Origin of the sequence: Microbacterium sp. NPDC056044, assembly GCF_042267145.1 — a bacterium.
In the GTDB taxonomy this organism is placed as follows: domain Bacteria; phylum Actinomycetota; class Actinomycetes; order Actinomycetales; family Microbacteriaceae; genus Microbacterium.
In genome coordinates, this window is record NZ_JBHJWZ010000008.1 from 43,092 (window position 1) to 60,329 (window position 17,238).

The window sequence follows — 17,238 nt, forward strand, 5'->3', positions numbered from 1 at the left end:
TCGCTCTCCGTTTGCACCCGAGCCTGAGGGCTGTGTGAACCGGAAGTTCAATGGGAACCGGAGGGGGTCTCTTCCGCAGACGGCGGCGTCGCGCACCCGAGCCTGGGGGCTGTGTGAACCGGAAGTTCAATCGAACCAGGAGAAGGTCTCTTCCGCAGACGGCGGCGCCGGGCTCGGGATGCGTGACCATGGAGCACGGCGAAGGGCTCGGGATGCCGCATCCCGAGCCCTTCGCTTTGTGCCCCGTACTAGTTCGCGAACTCCTTGGTCACGGCGAGGCGCGCGTCGTTCTGCGACTCGGCGTTGGCCATGTCGACCTCGAGCACCTTCTCGTAGCCGAGGCCGTTCGCCTTCTCGATGAGCTCATCGCGCAGCGACTCGAACTGCGCCGGGTTCGAGGCGAACACCATCTGCCACGAGTACTGCTTGATGATCTCCTTGACCTGGTTGCGCAGGGTCTCGATCTCGGACTCGTCGGCGGGCACCGCGAAGCTCGCACCCGGGGCGACGAGCACCTGGTCGTTGGCCTGCAGGAACTCCATCGTCGAGGTCGCACCGCCCATCTTCGCCGACCAGTCATCGGTCAGCGCGTTGGCGGTCGCCGCCTGGTAGGTCGGCCAGAAGGTGTAGCTGCGCGGGTACCCGGTCTCCTCGTCGACCTCGATCGGAAGCACGGAGGAGAGGTTCAGCGCCGAGACGCCGTCGGCGTACTTCCCGCCGCCCCACTCCTCGGGAACCGTCGCGCCCCCACCGAGGAAGACCTCGGTGCCGAACTCGGTGAGCTCGGGCTCGCCGGCGTCGTTGATGTCCCACGTGAGGCCCTGCGGGCCCGCGGATCCACCGGTCTGCGCGCTGTTGGCGTAGGCGCCCTCCGACGAGTACAGCCAGTCGATGAAGGCGGCGATGCGCTCCGGGTCCTCCGCCTTCGAGCCGATCGCGAACACCTGCTTGCCGCCGTACGCCTCGGCGCCGTACGAGAAGATCTCCTGGTCGGCCAGCGGCACCATCTCGAAGCCCTTGCCGGCGGCCATGTTCTCTTCGGTGTTGTACGCCGACTGGCCGAGCCACGGCCACCACGAGAAGAGCACCTGGCCGTTCTGGAACTTCGAGAACAGGGTGTCGTAGTTCTGCGTGGTCGACTCGGGGTCGACGAGGCCGAGCTGGTTGGCGTCGAAGTACAGCTTGAGGCTGCGCATGTACTGGCTGTCGGGGTCGAGGATGCTCTGGTAGTCCGAGCCGTCCGCCTTGGCCAGCGCGAAGCCGATCTCGTCGTAGCCGTAGAAGGTCGCGGGCTGCTTCGCCGTGACCATCATGTTGCCGTCCCAGTCCTTGAACAGCGAGAAGCCGTAGACCGGCTGGCCGTTGTCGGCGGTGGGGTGCGCGGCCTGCATGTCGGCGAGCACCGGGAGGAGGTCCTCGAGGGTGTCGATCGCGGGGTAGCCGAGCTCCTTGTAGTAGTCCCAGCGCGTGTAGGGGCCGAAAGTCGGGTTGAGACCCTCGGAGGGCTCGGTCGGCAGCAGCGACGAGACCGACGACGGGAACGCGTAGACGCCGTCCTTGCCGTCGTTCAGGTGCTCGACGGCCGCGTCGAACCGCGCCGCGTTCTCCATCGCCGGGTAGAAGTTCGACGAGTCCTGGACCAGCCCGCCCTCGATGAGGTCGTCGAGCTTCTGCCCCTTGTCGGTGATGATGAGGTCGCCGAGGTCGCCCGCCGAGACGCGCGTGTTGTAGAGCGTGTCTCCGCCGCCCGCGACGTTCGGGGCGATGATGTTGAGCTTCATGTTGAACTTGTCTTCGACGAGCTTGCCGAACCAGCCCTGCTGCACGCCCATGTAGTTCGCGAGGCCGTCGAAGACGTCGATCGTGATCTGCTCGTCCCACTTCTCGGGGAACTCCTCGATCGGGCCCTGGGATTGGTTGCCGCCGGCGCTGCAGGAGGCGAGCGATCCCGCGGCGAGGAGCGCCACGAGCGCCAGGGACACCTTCTTTCGAAGCTTCATTGCTTTCCTTTCTTGGTGGTTCTCTCGGTTGTCCGTGGCCGCCGTCAACCCTTGACGGCGCCCAGCATGATGCCCTTCACGAAGAAGCGCTGGAACAGGGGGTAGATGAAGATGATCGGCAGCACGACCAGCACCGAGACGGTCATGCGTATCGAGGTGGGCGTCTGCTCCGTCGCCACACCGGCGATCTGACCGAGGTTCCCGCCGGCGTTCTGCGCCGCCTGGGCGAGGCTCGACGCCTGGTTGATGAACATGTAGAGCAGGTACTGCAGCGTGTACAGGCTCTGATCGGTGATGTAGATCAGGGTGTCCTGGAAGCTGTTCCACTGCGTCACCGCGCTGAAGATCGCGATGGTCGCGAGGATCGGCGTCATGTTCGGCAGGTACACGCGGAAGAACACCTGGAGGATGTTCGCGCCGTCCATCTCGGCGGCCTCCTGCAGCTCCTTCGGCATCGACTCGACGTACGTCTTCGCGAGGATCACGTTGAAGGGCTGCACGACGAACGGCAGCACGTAGACCCAGAAGTTGTTGGTGAGTCCCAGCGTCTTCATGATGATGAACACCGGGATCAGGCCCGCGCTGAAGTACATCGTGATGATGAGGAAGCGGTACCAGAACTTGCGGCCCCACATGCGCGTCTGGGTGAACATGAACCCGAGGAAGGCGGAGGCCAGCACGGTCAGCAGGGTGCCGAGCACGGTGCGCCCGATGCTGACGACGGTCGCCATCGGCAGACCCGGCAGCTGGAACACCTGCGCGTAGTTCGACAGGTGGAAGCCGACCGGCCAGAGCCGCACGTCACCGAGCGCCGAGATGTCGTTGGCGCTCACCGAGTTGATGATCAGGTAGTAGAAGGGGTACGCGCAGATGACGGCGAACAGCGCGAAGAGCGCGTAGTTCGCGATGCGGAACAGGATGTCGCCGGCCGAGCCCCGATAGCGCGCCGAGGTGTCGCTGCGGTCGGTGGTGGTGAGCGTCTTGGTCATCGTGGTGGTCATGATCGCCGGTCCTCTCACACGATCGATTCGCCGCGGACGCGCTTGGAGATCGCGTTGACGGAGAGCAGGAGCGCGACGGAGATGAGGCTCTTGAGCATGCCGATCGCGGTGGCCAGCGACAGGCTGTTGCCGGTCATGCCGATGTTGTAGACGTACAGATCGAGTACCTGGATGTACTCCTTGTTGAACGCGTTCTGGAACACGTAGTACTGCTCCATGCCGTTGTTCAGGATGTTCGCGATCGACAGCAGCAGCAGCACCAGGTAGGTCGGCATGAGCTGCGGGATCGTGATGTGCCGCATCAGCTGGAAGCGGCCGGCGCCGTCGATGCGCGCCGATTCGTACAGCGTCTGGTCGATCCCGGCGATCGAGGCGAGGTAGATGATCGCGCCCCAGCCGAGCCCCTTCCAGATGCTCCACAGCGTCATGGTGATCCAGACGTTCTGGTCGCTGTCGAGGAACTTGATCGGGGTGGTGATGAGCCCGGCGTCGTTGAGCACGTCGTTGACGAGCCCCGAGCTCGAGAACAGCGAGAACGCGATCATGTAGACGAGCACCCACGAGATGAAGTTCGGGAGCGCGGTGAGCGTCTGCACGGAGTTGCGGAACCAGGGCGCCTTGATCTCGTTGAGGAGGATCGCGAAGAAGAGCGGGAGGACGGATGTCGCGATCCCGAGGAAGCTGATCGCCAGCGTGTTGAGGAGCACCTGGCCGATCTGCGCCATCTGCGTGGGAGACGAGACCAGCATCTGGAACCACTGCAGGCCCACGAACTCGCTGCCCTGGAGGCCGAGCGCCGGCTTGTAGTCGTAGAGCGAGTAGATCCAGCCGTACAGCGGGAGGTACGAGAACAGGAACGCGAGCACCAGGAACGGCACGATGCAGAGGAACAGCGTGAACGACGTCCGGCTGCCCGCGGGGCGGAGGCGCCGGCCGCGGCGCTTCTTCGCGTTCTGGTCGAGGTTGTGGACCGCCGCCTCCTGGAAGACGACCTGCGACTGCGCCTGCGTGGTCATCGGAGCGTGCCCTGGTTCGCGGCATCCGCTGAGGCCGGGTGAGCATGACGTTCCATGTCACTCCTTCGTGTACGTGGCTGCCGCTCCATCGAGGGCGGGATCCGAGGTTCGTTCGTCGAACCGCTTCGATTTCGAACCGCTTCGATTGAAGAGTAGGCGGGAGCCGCCGATTCGTCAAATGTCTTCTCGTAACGCGGGGGTAACGATCGAGCGCGCTCGCGCGAGCCTCCCGCGTGGAGGAAAGCGCCTACCATAGTCGGATCGGACGCGCGGGGGCGCCCGATCCCGGCCGCGCGCGGGACGAGCAGGACGGAGCGGGCGACATGAAGCGAGTCGGCATCCGCGATGTCGCCGAGCGCGCCGGCGTCTCGATCAGCACCGTCTCGAACGCACTCAACCGCCCGCACATGGTCAGCGACCGACTGGTCGACCGTGTGCGCTCCGCCGCCGACCAGCTCGGCTACGTGCCGCTGCAGGCCGCGCAGCAGCTGCGGGCGGGACGCTCCGGCCTCGTCGGCATGACGGTCATCAACATCGCGAACCCCTTCTTCGCCGACATGGTCGCCGGCGCCGAGGACGCCGCCTCGGCCGCGGGCCTGCGCGTCCTCGTCGGCAACTCGAGCGACGACGTCGCCAAGGAGCGCGACCACCTCGAGCTGTTCGAGCGCGTGCAGGTCGAGGGGGCGCTCGTGAGCCCGTTCGGCCCCCTCGAGCCGTGGCTGCAGAGACTGCGGGGCCGCGGCATCCCCGTCGTCCTGGTCGATGCGATCGACGACACCGGGGAACTCCCCTCGGTGTCGTTCGACGACGTGGCGGGAGGCCGCCTCGCCGCCGAGCACCTGCTCGCGACCGGACGTCGACGGCTCGCCTTCGTCGGCGCGCGCGAAGAGGTCCGTCAGGTGCGGGAGCGGCTGCAGGGCGCGCGCCTCGCCGTCGCGGCGTGCCCGGGCGCGACCCTCGAGCCGATCTGGACCGAGCGCACGATGTCGGATCGCGGCGTCGCGTTCGGCGAGCAGCTCGCCGCCCGCTCCCCCGCCGACCGCCCGGACGGACTCGTCACGTCGAACGACCATCTCGCCATCGGCATCGTGCACGGCCTCATCTCGCGCGGCGTGCGGGTGCCCGAGGACGTCGCCGTCGTCGGCTACGACGACATCGAGTTCGCGGCCATCGCCGGCGTGCCCCTGACCTCCGTGCGCCAGCCCGCCCGCGAGATGGGCCGCACCGCCGCGGAGATGCTGCTGGCGAGAATCGCGGGCACGAGCGGTGGCGGCACCGCCGCCGCGCCCGGAAATGTGGTCTACCGGCCCGAACTGATCGTTCGCGCCAGTACCATGTCGGCATGACGCAGAAAGCGTTTACCGGGCCCATCCGCATCATCTCGATCGCCCAGAGTCCCCGCCCCGGCCGCTCGGTGCTGAAGCTGCTCGCGCGCCGGCCCGGCCGCATGACGCTGGCGATCCTCGCGTTCGCGTGCAAAGAGATCCCGCTGTGGTTCCTGCCGGTCGTCACCGCGCGGATCATCGACATCGTCGCGACCGGCGGCGAGGTCTCGACGGTGCTCATCTGGTTCTCGGTGGCGGCGGTGCTGCTGCTGCAGAACTACCCGATGCACATCGTCTACACGCGCAACTTCATGACGGTCGTGCGCGACACCGGGGCGGACCTCCGCAACGCGCTCGCCGCGCGGCTGCAGAGCCTCTCGATCGGCTATCACACCCGCGTCAGCTCGTCGATCGTGCAGACCAAGGTCGTGCGCGATGTGGAGAACATCGAGCTCATGCTGCAGCAGGTGACCCACCCGCTGCTGTCGGCGACCATGGTCATGATCGGCGCCATCGCGATGACCGCGATCGCCGTGCCGCAGTTCCTGCCGGTCTACGCGCTCGCGATCCCGATCGCCATCGGCATCCGCTACGGCCTGCGCAACCGCTCGCGCGAGCGCAACGAGGTGTTCCGGCGCGAGGTTGAGACGCTCTCGGCACGCGTCGGCGAGATGGCCTCGCTCATTCCGGTGACCCGCGCGCACGGCCTCGAGCAGACCGCCGTGACGCGCGTCGCCTCCGGCGCCGAGGGCGTCCGCCGCGCGGGCCTGCACCTCGACATGCTGAACGGCCATGTCGCGTCGATCTCGTGGGTCGCGATGCAGCTCTTGGGAGTGGGATGCCTCGTACTCGCGGCGATCTTCTCGCTCACCGGCCTCCTCCCCATCACGCCGGGCGAGGTGGTGCTGCTGTCGACGTATTTCACGCTGCTGACGGGTGCCCTCACCCAGCTGCTCATGCTGATCCCGGTCGGCGCGCGCGGCATGGAGTCGATGCGGTCGATCTCGGAGGTGCTGCAGGAGCCCGACCTCGAGCAGAACGAGGGCAAGCGCGCGGTCGCCCACGTCGGCGGGCACCTCGCGCTGCAGCACGTGTCGCATCGCTACGACGAGGCGGAACGCGATGCCGTGCACGACGTCTCGCTCGACATCCCACCCGGCGAGACCGTGGCCTTCGTGGGCTCGTCCGGCTCGGGCAAGTCGACGATGCTCAACCTCGTGCTCGGCTTCGTGCGCCCGACGTCGGGTCGCATCCTGCTCGACGGCGTCGACATGCAGGACCTCGACCTGCGCACCGTGCGCCAGTCGGTGTCGGTCGTGCCGCAGGAGTCGGTGCTCTTCGAAGGCACGATCCGCGAGAACATCGCCTACGGCCTCGACGACGTGTCGGACGACCGCCTGCACGCTGCCCTGCGCGATGCGAACGCCGCCGAGTTCGTCGACCGGCTGCCCGACGGCTGGGACACGGTCGTCGGCGAGCGTGGCGCGCGCCTCTCGGGTGGACAGCGGCAGCGGCTCGCGATCGCGCGGGCGCTGGTGCGCGATCCCCGCATCCTGCTGCTCGACGAGGCGACGTCGGCCCTCGACCCCGAATCGGAGGAGCTCGTCAAGGAGGCCCTCAACCGCCTCATGCAGGGCCGCACCACGCTCGTCGTCGCGCACCGGCTGTCGACGATCCGCCAGGCCGACCGCATCATGGTGCTCGAGCACGGGGAGGTCGTCGAGGTCGGCGGCCACGACGCGCTCGTCGCGGCGGCCGGCCGCTACGCCCACCTCCACGCGACGCAGACCGGCCTCCCGCGCTGACCGGAGGCCGCAGAACGGGATAGCGCTTTCCTGTTCCACGACCTACCCTGGAGGAGCGGGTGCGGCGGGGCTGCAGCATCCGTTCGCGATCCACCCGAAGGAGCCACCGTGACCGAGACCCTCCGCTGCGCCATCGTGGGCACGGGAGCGATCGCCCACTCGCACATCCGAGCCATCGCCGCCTACCCGCACGCCGAGCTGGTCGCGGTCACCGACCTCAGCCGCGCGTCGGCCGACGCCTTCGCCGAGACATACGGCGCGCCCGCCGTGTACGACGACCTCGACGCGCTGCTCGCCGCCGAGCACCCCGACGTCGTCCACATCTGCACGCCTCCGGGTGCCCACCCCGCGCAGACGCTCGCGGCCTTCGCCGCCGGCGCGCACGTGGTGGTCGAGAAGCCCCCGGCACCGTCCCTCGAGGAGCTGGAGCAGATGACGGATGCTGCGGCCGCCGCCGGCCGTCAGCTCGCGGTGGTCTTCCAGCAGCGCACCGGCACGGCCCCGGCGCACGTCAAGCGCCTGCTGGATTCCGGCGCGCTCGGCCGGCCGCTCGTCGCGCAGTGCCAGACGCTCTGGTACCGCGACGCGGACTACTTCGCGGTGCCGTGGCGCGGGAAGTGGGAGACCGAGGGCGGCGGCACGACCGTCGGCCACGCCATCCACCAGCTCGACCTGCTGGCGTTCCTGCTCGGCGACTGGACGCGCGTCGAGGGCCGGCTCTGGCGCCTCGACCGCGAGACGAACACCGAGGACGTCTCGACGGCGACCGTCGTGTTCGAGGGCGGCGTCGTCGCGCAGGTCGTGTCGAGCACGCTGTCGCCGCGCGAGACGAGCTCGATCCGCATCGACACCGAGAAGGCCACGATCACCGTCGACCACCTGTACGGTCACGGTCACGAGAACTGGCGCATCACCCCCGCGCCCTTCGTGGACGCCGCCGAGGCCGCGACGTGGGAGATCACCGGCGCCGAGGAGCGCAGCGACCACGTCTACCTGCTGCGGGACGTGTTCGACGCCCTCCGCTCGGGCGCGCCGCTGCCGCCGACGGCCGAGGCGCCGGCCCGCTCGATCGAGCTGGTCGCCGCGATCTACGCGTCGGCCGATGCCGACGGCACGGTGGTGACGCCCGCAGACCTCGCCGCGCACCCGACGCACCGCACGAGCTTCGCGAGTGCCGTCATCGATCTGCGTCCCGCGCGATGACGGTCGACGCCTCGATCGATCCCGACGCCGCGGCGCCCCGCGAGATCTACCGCGATCCGGTCTACGACGGCGCGACCGATCCGACGGTGGTGCGGAACGCGGACGGCTGGTGGCTGTTCTACACCCAGCGGCGCGCGACGCACGAGCATCCCGGCGACGGCGTCGCGTGGGTGCACGGCACGCGCGTCGGCGTCGCGCGCAGCGACGACGGCCTGCGCTGGACCTACACCGGGACGCTGGAACCGGATGCTGCAGGCCTCAGCCTGGCCGGAGGACCGCCGCCCGCCGCGGTCGGCGGCACGCACTGGGCGCCCGAGGTCATCCACGACGGCACGCGCTGGCGCATGTACCTCACCGAGATCGACGGCGTGCCCACCCGCTGGGAGGGGCACGAGCGCCGGATCGTCGAGTACCTCTCGGACGACCTGCGCACCTGGGCCCGCCGCGGGGTCGTCCCGCTCGCGAGCGACCGCGTGATCGATGCCGCCGTGGCCCGGTGCCCCGACGGGCTCTGGCGGCTCTGGTACAAGGACGAGGCAGCCGACTCGACGACCGCGGTCGCGGTGTCGGACGACCTCGAGTCCTGGCGCCTCGACGGCACCGCCGTCGGCGGACGCCCGCACGAGGGCCCGTTCGTCTTCGAGCTCGAGGGCACCTGGTTCCTCCTCACAGACGAGTGGCGCGGCATGGCCGTCTACCGCAGCACCGACGCCGTCACGTGGGAGCGTCAAGGCGGGAGGGATGCCGTCATCCTCGGTGAGAGCGGTGCTCCGCGGGACGGGATCCAGATCGGGCGGCACGGCTCGGTCGTCGTGATCGGCGACGAGGCGCGGCTGTACTTCTTCACGCACCCGTGGTGGGACGGCAGCGAGCTGGCCGACGCCGACGAGCGCAGTCATCGGCGCAGCGCCGTCCACGTCGCACGCCTGCGCATGGTCGACGGCGAGCTCGTCGCCGAGCGCTGATCCGAGCGGCTGCGCCGCGTGGGAGGCTGGGACCGGGCACAGGCCGCGATCGCCGCGAGATCGCCGGTGTTACTGAATCGTTCAAAATTCTCATCCGGACGTATTGCGAAACGTTTTTAGACGAGGTACCGTAGCGGGCAAGCGCTTTCCAGCACCACAGGATCTGCACCACAGAGCGCCCCTACACCGCACACACAGACGACGAACGTCTGTCGCGGGACCGAGAACGCAGACGTTCACAAGGAGGACAAGGATGTTCAGCAAGAAGCGGGCACTCGCCATCGCCGCGGTCGCGGCGGGCGCCGCCCTCGTGCTCGCCGGCTGTGCCGGCGGCAGCGACGAGACCCCCGACGCCGCACCCACATTCGACCCGGACGAGAAGGTCACCCTCGACCTCGCGTTCTGGGGCAACGACGTGCGCGCCGGGCTCTACAACGAGGCCATCGCGGCCTTCAACGAGGAGTACCCGAACATCACGGTGAACTCCACCTTCCTCACCTTCCCCGAGTTCTGGGAGAAGCGTCAGACCGAGGCCGCCGGCGGCAACCTCCCCGACGTCATGCAGTTCGACTACTCGTACCTGCGCCAGTATGCCGAGAACGGCCTGCTCCTCGACCTCGACCCGTACCTCGGCAGCATCATCGAGACCGACCCGCTCCCCGAGAACATCCTCAACATCGGCGTCGTCGGCGACACCACCTACGGCATCACGACCTCCACCAACGCCTGGGGCCTCTTCACCAACCCCGTCCTCCTCGAGAAGGCCGGCGTCGACGAGTTCGAAGGCGGCTCGTGGGAGGACTACACCGACTGGATGGGCGAGGTCACCGACGGCGCCGGCGGCGAGTTCTGGGGCGGCGGCGACTACACCGGCCGCATCCAGAACTTCGAGCTGCAGCTGCGCTCGGAGGGCAAGAACCTCTTCAACGAGGACGGCACGCCCGGCTTCGACGAGAAGCGCCTCACCGAGTTCTGGGAGTCCGGCGCACCGATCCGCGAGGACGGCATCGGCATCCCGCAGCAGCGCGTCGAAGAGGTCGCCCCGAAGGGCGCCTTCGACAGCGCGCTGACGGCGAGCGAGCTCACGTGGGACAACTTCGGCGCGGGCTATCTCGCCGGTCTCGGCGAGGGCTACACCGAGCTCGGACTCATCGCTCCGCCGGTCACCGAGGAGGGCGCGAAGGACCTGTACCTGAAGCCGTCCATGCTGCACACGATCTCGGCCAACACCGAGCACCCCGAGGCGGCGGCCACGCTCGTCAACTTCCTCGTGAACTCGCCCCAGTCGGGTGAGATCTTCGGCACCAACCGCGGCCTCCCGGCCTCGTCGACCGCCCTGGACGCGGCCGAGCTCGACCCGCTGAGCCAGCAGGTCAAGGACTACGAGGCCTCGATCGCCGACCGCCTCGGCGACGCCCCGCCGGTCCCGATCGTCGGCTACGGCACGCTCGAGGAGAAGTTCCGCCAGCTCGGCACCGAACTCAACTTCGGCACCGTCACCGTGGATGACGCGGTCTCGCAGTTCTTCGCCGAGATGGACGTCGTCCTCAACCAGTGACAGCTTTCCGGGTCCGGGCGTACGATGCGCCCGGGCCCGGAACACCACTCCACCACCCCCGTATCGGAGAGTCTCGTGAGCACCACAGCGACCAGAGTCATCGTGACCGGTGAGAAGTCCTCACGCCGGTCCCTGTTCCGCCGGAGCAGGCCTGAGCACGTCAATCGGCCGGGTCAGCGCCAGCGCGCCGTGAAGGAGACGCTGGCGGGGTACGGGTTCCTCGTCCCGTGGCTCGTGGGCTTCTTCGGGCTCACGCTCATCCCGATGGCGTACTCGCTGTACCTGTCGTTCACGAAGTACAACATCTTCGCGCCGCCCCAGTGGATCGGCCTGGACAACTACATCCGGATGTTCACGAACGACCCGGCGTTCATCCAGTCGGCGCAGATCACGCTGATCTACGTGCTGGTCGGCACCCCGATCACCCTGGCCGCCGCGCTGGGCGTGGCGATGCTGCTGAACTACCGCGACAAGGGCGCCGGCTTCTTCCGCTCCGCGTTCTACGCCCCCTCCCTCATCGGCGGCTCGGTGTCGGTCGCGATCGTGTGGCGCGCGATGTTCGCCTCCGACGGTCCCGTCGACGACGCCCTCTCGGCCATCGGGATCAACCTCGGCGGCTGGATCGGCAACCCCGCGCTGGTGCTCCCCGCGATGATCCTGCTGGCGATCTGGATGTTCGGCGCCACCATGGTCATCTTCCTCGCCGGCCTGAAGCAGATCCCCAAGGAGCTGTACGAGGCGGCCGAGATGGACGGCGCCGGTCCCTGGCACCGCTTCCGCGCGGTCACCCTGCCGATGCTGTCGCCCGTGATCTTCTTCAACCTGCTGCTCGGCCTGATCGGCGCGTTCCAGGTGTTCACGCAGGCGTACATCATCTCCAACGGCACCGGCGGTCCCGCCGGCATGACGAACTTCATCACGCTCTACCTCTACAAGCGGGGCTTCTCGGACGGCCAGATGGGCTACGCCGCCGCCATCGCGTGGGTGCTGCTGATCGTCGTCGCCGTCATCGCCTTGATCCTCTTCCGCACCCAGCGCTCCTGGGTCCACTACGCCGGAGACAACCGATGAGCACCACAAGCTTCGGCGAACCCGCCATCGCCACCCTCGAGAATCAGCTCGACGCCACCCCGCAGCAGCCGCGCCGCAAGGTCAAGCGCTCCACCTGGCAGACCGTGATCTGGTTCGTGGTCCTCATCGCGGTCACCGCGGTCGTGCTCTACCCGCTCGTGTGGCTCTTCTTCTCCACGTTCAAGCCCAACAGCGAGTTCGGCTCCAACATGGGCCTGCTGCCGAACAACCCGACCATCGCGAACTACGCGAAGGTGATGGAGGGCATCGCCGGCGTCCCGATGTGGCGGTTCTTCCTGAACAGCTTCATCATCGCGGTCGGCTCCGTGATCGGCGTGCTGCTCTCGTCGTCGCTGGCCGCCTACGCGTTCGCCCGCATCCAGTTCAAGGGCCTCGGCATCCTGTTCGCCGCGATGATCGGCACGCTGCTGCTGCCGTTCCACGTCGTGATCATCCCGCAGTACATCATCTTCCAGCGCCTCGACATGATCGACACGTTCTGGCCGCTGCTGCTGCCGAAGTTCCTCGCCACCGAGGCGTTCTTCGTGTTCCTGCTGGTGCAGTTCATCCGCCAGATGCCCCGCGACATGGACGAGGCCGCCCGCATCGACGGCGCCGGACACGTGCGCATCTTCTGGTCGATCATCCTGCCGCTGATCAAGCCCGCCCTGATCACCTGCTCGATCTTCGCGTTCATCTGGGCCTGGAACGACTTCCTCGGACCGCTCCTCTACCTCACGAGCCCCGAGAACTACCCGCTCCCGATCGCGCTGCGCCTGTACAACGACCAGACCTCGGTGAGCGACTACGGCGCCACCGTCACCGCGTCGTTCATCGCGCTCCTTCCCGTCCTCCTCTTCTTCCTCGTGTTCCAGCGCTTCCTCGTGGACGGCGTGGCCACGCAGGGCCTCAAGGGCTAGGACACACGATGGACCGCCGAGAACTCCGCGCCGCGCGTCGTGCCGACGCGTCCGGTGCCGGGCCGACGCTCGAGGAGCGGGCTCCGGCCCGCTACCCGGGCGCCAAGGGAGCCTTCGCGCTCTTCGGCGAGGTGCTGCTGACCGGCCTGCTGGTCACCGCGGCCGGGATCCTCGTGGTGACGCTGCCCGCGGCGCTGGCCGCCGGCATCCGTCACCTGCGCCGCTATGTGAACGCGGAGCAGTCGCACGTGAAGACGTTCTGGCAGGACTGGCGCCGCGCGCTCCCCGGCGGCCTGGTCGTCGGCCTCGCCGCGGTGCTCCTGACGTTCGTGCTGACGCTCGACATCTACCTCGCGAACTCCGGGGCGCTCCCCGGCGGCGGCCTCATCTCGATCGTCGGCTGGGCCGGCCTCGTGATCGGCGCCGTGGCGCTGCTGGTCGCCTCGGGCGAGTGGACGCCCGAGGGCGGCTGGCGGGCGGCGGTGCGCAGCATCCCGTCGTCCATCGCGTCCGATCCGATCGCCGCCGTGTATCTCGCGGCCGCGGCGGTGCTGGTCGGCGTCATGACGTGGATGCTCGCGCCGCTCATCATCGCCGGGCTCGGCTGCGCCGTGTTCGCGGTCGTCGCTCTTCCGGCGCGCCGCGGCCGCCGCTGACCTCCCCTCTCGAAGCAAGACCAGCCAGAAGGAGCTGCTCGACGTGCTGTACGGCGCCGATTACAACCCCGACCAGTGGCCCGAGGAGGTGTGGGACGACGACGTGCGCCTCATGCGCGAGGCCGGCGTCAACATCGTGAGTCTCGGCATCTTCGCGTGGTCGCGCATCCAGCCGTCCGAGGACGTGTGGGACTTCGCCTGGCTCGACACCGTCATCGACAAGCTCCACGCCGGCGGCATCGCCGTGAACCTCGCGACGGCGACCGCCTCTCCCCCGCCGTGGGTGAGTGCGACCTACCCCGACACGCTGCCGGCCGACGAGTCCGGCGCGTCGTACTGGCCGGGCAGCCGCCAGCACTTCGCCCCGAGCTCGCCCACCTACCGGCGACTGGCCGGCGAGCTGGTGCGCCGCCTGGCCGAGCGCTACGCTCACCACCCGGCCGTGGTGATGTGGCATGTGGGCAACGAGTTCGGCTGCCACCTCTGGATGGACTTCTCGGATGCCGCGCGCGACGCGTACCGCGGCTGGCTCGAGAACCGGTACGCCACCGTCGAGGCGCTCAACGACGCGTGGGGCACGAGCTTCTGGTCGCAGCGCTACGGCGCGTTCGACGAGATCTTCCCACCGCGCCTCGCCCCCTACAGCCACAATCCCTCGTCGATGCTCGACTGGCGCCGGTTCACCAGCGACATGCTGCTCGAGTGCTACCTCATGGAGCGCGAGATCCTGCTCGAGGCGGGTGCCACGCAGCCGATCACGACGAACTTCATGGGCCCGTTCAAGCCGGCTGACTACCGGCGGTGGGCGCCGTTCATGGACGTCATCGCCGACGACTGCTACCCCGACCCCGCGAATCCGAACCGCGTGCGCGACGCCGCGTTCCAGCGGGACCTGGTCCGTTCGCTGAAGCCCGGTGTGCCGTGGCTCCTCTGGGAACAGGCGACGGATGCCGTGAACTGGCGTCCGGCGAATCCCGGCAAGCGTCCGGGCGCCCTGGTGGCCGAGACCGCGCAGTCGATCGCGCGCGGCGCCGACGGGATCATGTTCTTCCAGTGGCGCCAGTCCCGCGCCGGCAGCGAGAAGTTCCACTCGGCGATGCTCCCCCACGCCGGCACCGAGACCCGCACGTGGGACGCCGTGACCGAGCTCGGCGCGCGCCTGGCCGCGCTCCCCGAGCTGCCGGCGCCGGGACGCGACGCGCAGGTCGCCCTGGTGTTCGACTGGGAGAACTGGTGGGCCGTCGAGGAGCGCGACCACCCCACCGAGGTGGACTACCTCGCGCTCGTGCTCGAGTGGTACGGCGCCTTCCACGCGCGGAACATCCAGGTCGACGTCGTCGGCCCCGAGGAGGTCGACCACGGCTACGACCTCGTCGTCGCGCCGGCGCTCTATCTGCTGCGCGACGAGGGCGCATCGGCACTCGCCCGCTTCGTCGACGACGGCGGCACGCTCCTCACCGGCCCCTTCACCGACATCGTCGACCGGCACGACCAGTTCCGCTCCGGCGGGTTCCTCACGCAGCTCGGCCCGGTGCTGGGCCTCAGATACGAGGACTTCGGTGCGCTGGCGGGCGAGTCCGCCGGCGCCGCGGGTGTGGGCGCGCTCAGCGCCGACGCCGTCCAGGCCGCCCGCGACGCCGCCGCGCGCGGCACGGTGACGTTCGACCTCGACGGCGCCGAGCAGTCCGGCCGCCTGGTCGCCGAAGCGGTCCACGCGACGGGCGCGGGCGTGGTCGCCTCTTTCACCTCGGGCCCGCAGGCCGGCTCCCCCGCCCTCACGCGCCACCGCTTCGGCTCGGGCGAGGCCTGGTACGCCGCCACGCAGCCCTCGCCCGACGCGCTCGATGCCGTCGTCGCGGCGGTGGTCGCAGCATCCGGTGTCCGTCCTGTCGTGGCGGACCTGCCCGCCGGCGTCGAGGCCGCCCGTCGGGGCGAGCTCGTCACCCTCATCAACCACGGCGACGCGCGCGTCGAGATCGCGATCGACGGGACGGATGCCGAGACCGGCGTCGCCGTCGACCGTGTCGTGCTCGACCCGCAGGGCGTGGCATTCGTCACCGCGCCCGTCGCCGCGGGTGCCGCGGCGCCTGCGGCCGGCGTCGCCGTCGCCCACTCCTGACCACCAAGAGAAAAGAAGACTGGAGCACCTCCATGCCTGCACCTCGCACCCTATTCGCGGCTGTCGCCCTGACCGCGGGCGCCGCGCTCGTCCTCTCGGGCTGCGCCGGCGGCTCGGACGACGCCGCCGCGTTCGACCCGAACGACAAGGTCACCCTCGACTTCGCGTTCTGGGGCAACGACGACCGTGCGACCCGTTACAACGACCTGATCGCGGCGTTCAACGAGGAGTACCCGAACATCACGATCAACACGTCGTTCACCGACTTCCCGAGCTTCTGGGAGAAGCGCCAGACCGAGGCGGCCGGCGGCGGCCTGCCCGATGTGTTCCAGTTCTCCGACAGCTACCTGCGCCAGTACGGCGAGTCGGGCAACCTGCTCGACCTCGCCGATGTGTCGGACTACATCGACACCACCACGTTCGAGGACTCCCTCCTCGGCACCGGCGCCCTGAACGGCGTGCAGTACTCGCTGCCGACCGGCTACAGCCTGTGGGCGAACTTCGTGAACGACGACCTCGTCGCGCAGGCGGGCGTCGAGGTGCCCGAGGGCGGCACGAGCTTCGCGGACTTCGACGAGTGGATGGCCTCGGTCACCGACGCCACCGGCGGCGCCGTCTACGGCGGCACCGACTACACGCAGCGCATCCAGGTCTTCGAGCTGCAGCTGCGCGCGAAGGGCGAGAACCTCTACACCGAGGACGGCGAGCTCGGCTTCACCGAGGACGAGCTGCGCGACTTCTGGGAGTCGGGCGCCGAGATCCGCGACGGCATCACGGTGCCGCAGCAGAAGCTCGAAGAGCTCTCGCCCAAGTCCGGCTTCGGCGCCGCGATCACCGCGAGCGAGATGAGCTGGAGCAACTTCCTGGGCGGCTACCTCGCCGACTCGGGCTCGTCGTCGATCTCTCTCGTCGCGCCGCCGACCGCGAAGCAGGGCTCGAAGGACCTCTACCGCCAGGCCGGCCTCCAGGTCGCGATCGCCGCGAACACCGAGAACCCCGAGGCTGCGGCCCTGTTCCTCGACTTCGTCGTGAACAGCCCCGAGGCCGGCGAGATCTTCGGCACGACGCTCGGCTTCCCGGCATCGTCGTCGAAGCTCGAGGGCACCACCCTCGAGGGCGCCGACAAGCAGGTCGCCGACTACATCGAGTCCGCGTCCGACCGCATCGGTGACGCCCCGCCGGTCCCCGTCGTGGGCTACGGCTCGCTCGAGCAGACCTTCTGGGACCTCGGCAAGTCGATCGGTCTCGGCGCCCTCTCGGTCGACGACGCGGTGACGCAGTTCTTCGCGGAGGCCGACGCCATCCTCGGCTGATCCGCCGCGATCCTGAATGACGGATGCCGCGGCACGGCCTCGTGCCGCGGCATCCGTGTCTCCCCTCGAAAGGACAACCGTGACCGACGCGACCGCGCGGCTCGACCCGCACCACGAGATCGCCGACATCGACCGCCGCCTGTTCGGCGGCTTCGTCGAGCACCTCGGACGCCACATCTACGACGGCATCTTCGAGCCGGGGCATCCGTCCGCCGACGCCGACGGGTTCCGCACCGACGTGATCGAGCTCGTGAAGGAGCTGGGCGTCTCGACCATCCGCTACCCC

Annotated in this window: 13 protein-coding genes and 1 pseudogene; 11 read left to right on the forward strand and 3 right to left on the reverse strand. The window is 68.9% G+C overall.

What is annotated here, in order from left to right; all coding sequences use genetic code 11:
* Positions 1–248: 248 nt before the first annotated feature.
* Genes ACFC1I_RS20560 through ACFC1I_RS20570 form a run of 3 tightly spaced genes read right to left on the reverse strand, consistent with a single transcriptional unit; the run spans position 249 to position 4,017 of the window.
* Positions 249–2,000: an ABC transporter substrate-binding protein gene (locus ACFC1I_RS20560; RefSeq protein ID WP_376013872.1), complete on the reverse strand. Its 1,752-nt coding sequence runs from the start codon at positions 1,998–2,000 to the stop codon at positions 249–251.
* A 44-nt stretch (positions 2,001–2,044) separates the two neighbouring features.
* A complete protein-coding gene (locus ACFC1I_RS20565; RefSeq protein WP_376013875.1) occupies positions 2,045–3,001 on the reverse strand; it encodes a carbohydrate ABC transporter permease in 957 nt (318 codons plus the stop codon).
* 14 nt (positions 3,002–3,015) lie between these two features.
* Positions 3,016–4,017, reverse strand: coding sequence for an ABC transporter permease (locus tag ACFC1I_RS20570; RefSeq protein WP_376013878.1), 1,002 nt, complete (start codon positions 4,015–4,017; stop codon positions 3,016–3,018).
* Positions 4,018–4,340: 323 nt separating this feature from the next.
* Between ACFC1I_RS20570 and ACFC1I_RS20575 the strand changes: the two genes are divergently transcribed.
* The 11 genes and pseudogenes from ACFC1I_RS20575 to ACFC1I_RS20625 form a co-directional block, all read left to right on the forward strand.
* A complete protein-coding gene (locus tag ACFC1I_RS20575) occupies positions 4,341–5,363 on the forward strand; it encodes a LacI family DNA-binding transcriptional regulator (protein WP_376013881.1) in 1,023 nt (340 codons plus the stop codon).
* On the forward strand, positions 5,360–7,147 hold the full coding sequence (locus ACFC1I_RS20580; RefSeq protein WP_376013883.1) for an ABC transporter ATP-binding protein: 1,788 nt from the start codon (positions 5,360–5,362) through the stop codon (positions 7,145–7,147). Before ACFC1I_RS20575 ends, ACFC1I_RS20580 begins: the two co-directional genes overlap by 4 nt.
* Before the next feature lie 108 nt (positions 7,148–7,255).
* A complete protein-coding gene (locus ACFC1I_RS20585; RefSeq protein WP_376013886.1) occupies positions 7,256–8,350 on the forward strand; it encodes a Gfo/Idh/MocA family protein in 1,095 nt (364 codons plus the stop codon).
* Positions 8,347–9,315, forward strand: coding sequence for a hypothetical protein (locus tag ACFC1I_RS20590; protein ID WP_376013888.1), 969 nt, complete (start codon positions 8,347–8,349; stop codon positions 9,313–9,315). The genes ACFC1I_RS20585 and ACFC1I_RS20590 overlap by 4 nt, the downstream gene beginning before the upstream one ends.
* Before the next feature lie 253 nt (positions 9,316–9,568).
* Positions 9,569–10,873 carry an ABC transporter substrate-binding protein gene (locus tag ACFC1I_RS20595; protein ID WP_376013891.1) on the forward strand — a complete coding sequence of 435 codons (1,305 nt, stop codon included), beginning with the start codon at positions 9,569–9,571 and terminating at the stop codon, positions 10,871–10,873.
* A gap of 75 nt (positions 10,874–10,948) precedes the next feature.
* Positions 10,949–11,944: a carbohydrate ABC transporter permease gene (locus tag ACFC1I_RS20600; RefSeq protein WP_376013893.1), complete on the forward strand. Its 996-nt coding sequence runs from the start codon at positions 10,949–10,951 to the stop codon at positions 11,942–11,944.
* Positions 11,941–12,864, forward strand: coding sequence for a carbohydrate ABC transporter permease (locus ACFC1I_RS20605; protein WP_376013896.1), 924 nt, complete (start codon positions 11,941–11,943; stop codon positions 12,862–12,864). The genes ACFC1I_RS20600 and ACFC1I_RS20605 overlap by 4 nt, the downstream gene beginning before the upstream one ends.
* A gap of 8 nt (positions 12,865–12,872) precedes the next feature.
* Positions 12,873–13,520, forward strand: coding sequence for a DUF624 domain-containing protein (locus ACFC1I_RS20610; RefSeq protein ID WP_376013898.1), 648 nt, complete (start codon positions 12,873–12,875; stop codon positions 13,518–13,520).
* 43 nt (positions 13,521–13,563) lie between these two features.
* On the forward strand, positions 13,564–15,639 hold the full coding sequence (locus ACFC1I_RS20615) for a beta-galactosidase (RefSeq protein WP_376013900.1): 2,076 nt from the start codon (positions 13,564–13,566) through the stop codon (positions 15,637–15,639).
* Between the two features lie 32 nt (positions 15,640–15,671).
* Entirely contained in the window at positions 15,672–16,952 is a 1,281-nt protein-coding gene (locus ACFC1I_RS20620) for an ABC transporter substrate-binding protein (protein ID WP_376013902.1), read from the forward strand.
* A gap of 79 nt (positions 16,953–17,031) precedes the next feature.
* Positions 17,032–17,238, forward strand: a pseudogene (locus ACFC1I_RS20625) (alpha-L-arabinofuranosidase); the annotation flags it as partial.